The organism is uncultured Cardiobacterium sp., from assembly GCF_938028185.1.
Classification (GTDB): domain Bacteria; phylum Pseudomonadota; class Gammaproteobacteria; order Cardiobacteriales; family Cardiobacteriaceae; genus Cardiobacterium.
This window is the reverse complement of the sequence record NZ_CALJAH010000050.1, coordinates 1-4,284: the sequence shown is the minus strand read 5'-3', so window position 1 is coordinate 4,284 and position 4,284 is coordinate 1. Positions and strand designations below refer to the sequence as shown.

The 4,284-nt window shown below is 63.0% G+C and carries 3 protein-coding genes; 1 reads left to right on the top strand and 2 read right to left on the bottom strand.

Annotated elements, in window-relative coordinates; translation table 11 throughout:
- Nucleotides 1-2,741: exodeoxyribonuclease V subunit beta (locus Q0349_RS01715; protein WP_298079090.1), on the bottom strand; the 2,741-nt coding region annotated here is incomplete at its 3' end.
- A 58-nt stretch (nucleotides 2,742-2,799) separates the two neighbouring features.
- Entirely contained in the window at nucleotides 2,800-3,240 is a 441-nt protein-coding gene (locus tag Q0349_RS01710) for a Csp1 family four helix bundle copper storage protein (RefSeq protein WP_298079088.1), read from the bottom strand.
- Nucleotides 3,241-3,398: 158 nt separating this feature from the next.
- Between Q0349_RS01710 and Q0349_RS01705 the strand changes: the two genes are divergently transcribed.
- Nucleotides 3,399-4,284, top strand: an 886-nt coding sequence (locus tag Q0349_RS01705; protein ID WP_298079087.1) for a class I SAM-dependent DNA methyltransferase, incomplete at its 3' end; no start/stop codon positions are given.

The following is a 4,284-nucleotide window of genomic DNA, read 5'->3' as shown; positions in this document are numbered from 1 at the left end:
GGGGGTAGTTCGGCGGGGGAATTGGTGATGAAGATGGGGATTTCGTCGGCGTGCGGGCATTGGCCGGGGTTTTGCGCGTAGGTTTGGTAGAGTTTTTCGGTGCTGTCGATGCCATTTTTTTTGCGGTGGGCGACGAGCAGCAGGTTTTTGGCGCGGGTGAGGCCGACGTAGAGCAGGCGGCGGTTTTCGTCGTTTTCTTGTGTGTTGATGCGGGTTTCGATGTCGCCTTCGGGTTTGTCGAGGGTGATGCGGATGCGCTCGCCGTCGCGGTAGCGCCAGGTTTTGATGCGCGCGCGGTTGTCACCGCCGCGGCGTACGCCGCCGGTGGCGAGGATGGTAATGGGGGATTCGAGGCCTTTGGCTTTGTGGATGGTGAGCAGGCGCACGGCGTCATCGCCGGGTAGCGGCGGTGCTTTGGCCCAGTCGGCGTCCGGCGGGGCGGCGAGTTGGTCGCGCCACCACGCGGCAAATTGTGCCGGGCGTTGGCCGGGCGCGTGTTCGGCGATGATGGTCTGGATGTGGCGCAGGTCGAGCAGGTGGCGCAGGTTGTCCGGCGCGGGGTAGCTGGCCAGGGTTTGCCAGATGTTGTGTTTGCGGTGGGTGAGCAGCGGGTTGAGGGCGGCGAGCAGTCCCCGGTTTTGCCAGTCGTCCTGGGCGCGGGCGAGGGCGTCGCGCAGGTCGGCGAGGGTGAGTTCGTCGGCGCGGGCGGCGATGCTGCCTTGTTCGATGGCGGCGAGGCGGTCGAGTTCTGTCTGGCTGTAGCCGTAGTAGTGGCCGCTCAGGAGGCGGTTTTGCCGGTCGCGCTGGTCGGGTTGTTCGATGGCGGCGAGCAGGTCGGCGAAGGTGCGGGCGACGGTGCCGCCAAAGACGCTGCGGTCGTGGTTGAGTTCGCTGTCGATGTGGCGTGCGTGCAGTTTGGTTTGCAGTTCGGCGAGGCTGTCGTTGCCGCGGGTGAGGATTTGGATGTCGCCGGGGCGGATGCGGGCGAGGCTGCCGTCGGGGTTACGCCGCGCCCAGGGGCTGTCGGCGGCGAGGAGGTAGGCAACGAGGGCAGCGATGGCGTCGGTTTCTTCACCGTTGTTGGTGCCGCTGTGGTACCACTGCATCGGCCGGGCAATGGGGTCGCCGCTGGCGCTGACGATGGTGGGGGCGGGGTTGGCGGCCTGGGCGCGGTGGTAGGTGATGTGCTCGCCGAGGCGGGCGTTGTCGCCCTGGAGGTAGTGTTCGTTCAGCGCGGCGATGAGGTGGGGGCTGCTGCGGCGGTTGGTGTCGAGGCGGTGTTGTTCGGCGGCGGTGAAGTGTTGTTTGAGGCGGTTGTAGTTGGCGACGTCGCCGCCACGGAAGGCGTAGATGGCCTGTTTGGGGTCGCCGACGAGGAGGAGGAAGGTGCGGGCGCGGTCGGCATCTGCGCGCAGCCAGGTGTGTTCGAGCAGGGTCGCCTGTTCGTCGTTGAGGTCTTGTGATTCGTCCACCAGCATTACCGGGTAGCGCTGCATGATGTAGCGGGCGAGGCTCGCGCCGTGGCGTTCGTGGGCAAGGGTCTGGTTGATGCGTCGTGTTTTTTCGCTGAAGGTGGTTTCGCCGCGCGCTTCGAGGGCGGCGGGGTATTCGTCGCGCACGGTGTCGAGCAGTTGTTTGGTGGTTTGGCGGGTGCGGTGGGCGTGGTGTTGTTGTTGGGCGTCGCGCGCGGCGAGGAGGTCGCGGAGGAGGACGGTGAGGGGGTGGGCGCTGTAGGCGGTAGCGAGGGCGTCGTGTCCTTTTTTGTAATTGGGGTTGGGGAAGCCGGGGGCGAGTTTTGTGGTGGTGTCGTCGAGCAGTTGTTCGTTTTGGAGTTGGTGGATGAGTTCAGGCAGTGCGTCGAGGTTTTTGTGCCAGCTGTTTTTGTTATTAACGGCAGCGAGGAAGGCGGGCGAGCGGGTGAGTTCTTGCCAGCTGGCGATGGTTTCGGGGTCTATGCTGCGCAGTTGTTGGACGAGTGTGGCGTGGCGCGCGCTGTCGTAGGTGGCGGGGGTGTCGTCGCTGTCGGTTTTGGGGTTGTCGCTGTCGATTTTGGCGTCGCGGTAGGTGGTCGCCTCGCGTGCGGCGGCAAGGTAGGCGTCGCTGTCATGCAGGGCGCCCTGGGCGATGCGGCGGGCGAAGGCGTCCGGGTCGGCGAGGTATTCGGCGTGGCGCAGGCGGCGCAGCGCGTCGTGTACGGTTTCTTCGAGGGCGGGGCTGTTTTCGTTGATTTGCAGGCGTTCGTCGTTGCCGGTTTCCAGCGCAAATTCGGCCAGCCAGCGCTGGCACAGGCTGTCTATGGTGCCGATGAAGATTTCGTCGAGGTGTTCTTGCAGGCTTTCGACGCGGGCAAAGAGCGCGATCAGGCCGTTCAGTCCGCGTTTTTTGACGGCATGGCGGATGAGGTGGCGGTTGATGTCGTCGCCGCCGCTGGCAGTGGTGATGGCATCGAGGCGGGCGGCAAGTCCGGCGTCGTCGGCCAGCAGGGTTTCGTCGTGGAAGTAGCCGCTGGCGATGGCTTTCAGGTTTTCGCGTAGCGCGTGCAGGCGCTTTTGGACGCGCTGCTGCATTTCTGCCGCGGCCTTGCGGGTGAAGGTGGTGGCGATGATGCCGCGCGGCTCGTAGTCGCCTTCGATGAGCAGGCGCAGGATGATGCCGGTGAGAGTCCAGGTTTTGCCGGTGCCGGCAGAGGCTTCAATCAGGGCGCGGCCGGTGAGCGGGATGGTGAGGGCGGGTGTGGTCATCGCGGTTCTCGTTGGGAAAAAGCCCGCCGGATGGCGGGCTTTTTTGCGAATGGGGCAATCAGGCAGCGATTTTGCCGCATTGTTCGGCGCAGTCGTTGCAGGCTTCGAGGCAGGCCTTGCATTCGGCGTGGTGGTCGGCGTGTGCCTTGCAGGCTTCGGCGCACTGTTTGCAGGCATCAGCGCAGAGTTTGGCGACGGCGGGCAGCAATGCGGCCTGTTGCGCGGCGAGGCTGTTGGTGGCGTCGCACAGCGCCAGCATTTGATTGACCGTTTTGGCGCAGTCGCCGAGGCTCTTGTCGCCTTCAGCCAAGAGGCGCAGGCAGTGGGCAAGGCAGGCACGACCGGCGGCGAGGCAGGCGGCGGTTGCCTTGACGAGTGCGTCGTGCGGGTTGGCCGCGCCGTGGGCGTGTTCGTGCTTGTGTTCTTCGGCGCTGGCTGCGGTGGCGGCGAAGGCGAGGGAAGCGGCGGCAGCGCCGCTGAGGAATGATCTGCGATCCATTATTTTTTTCCTGTGTATGTTTAATGATTTAGCCCCAGAAAAGGGGCGCGCAGTATAGCGGCAAAGCGCTGCCTGTGCCAGTAACCCCAGCAAAAACAGCCGCAAACAAAACAGCACAACCGCTAAAATACCCGCACACAAACAACCCGTTACCCCCTATGAGCCTCAACACCTTCGTCAAAACCATCCAAAACATCATGCGTTCCGATGCCGGCATCAACGGCGATGCGCAGCGCATCGAGCAGATGACCTGGCTGCTCTTCCTCAAAATCTACGGCAACAAAGAAGAAAACTGGGCAATCATCGATGAAAACTACCAGTCCATCATCCCGCCCGCCTACCAGTGGCAAAACTGGGCGACCGACCACAAAGACGGCAACACCCTCACCGGCGATGAACTGCTGCACTTCATCGACACCGAACTCATGCCCGCCCTAAAAAACCTGCGCATCAACGAACAAACCCCGCTGCGCCAGCGCATCGTGCGCGACGTATTTGCCGACGCCAAAAACTTCATGAAAGACGGCATACTGCTGCGAAAGGTCATCAACAAAATCGACGCCATTGATTTTGACAGCAGCAAAGACCGCCACGCCTTCGGCGACATCTACGAAACCATCCTGAAAAGCCTGCAAAATCAGCGTGATTCAGGCGAGTTTTATACCCCGCGCGCCGTCACCGACTTTATGGTGCAGATGATCGACCCCAAACTGGGCGAAACGGTTGCCGATTTTGCCAGCGGTACCGGCGGCTTTCTCGTCTCCGCGCTCAATGCACTTGAGCCGCAAGTCAAAACCGTACAAGACCGCACCACCCTGAACCAAAGCCTCTACGGCATCGAAAAAAAACCGCTGCCGCACCTCTTGGCCATCACCAACCTGATACTGCACGACATCGACAGCCCGCGCATCCGCCACGGCAACGCGCTCGAACAAAACGTGCGCGACTACCGCGAAGCCGACCGCCACGACATCATCCTCATGAACCCGCCCTACGGCGGCAGCGAGCAGGACATCATCAAGCACAACTTCCCCGCCGAACTGC

What these genes read in the sequence shown, in the direction of transcription:
- Q0349_RS01710 (WP_298079088.1), bottom strand. Translation starts at nt 3,240, where the DNA reads ATGGATCGCAGATCATTCCTCAGCGGCGCTGCCGCCGCTTCCCTCGCC.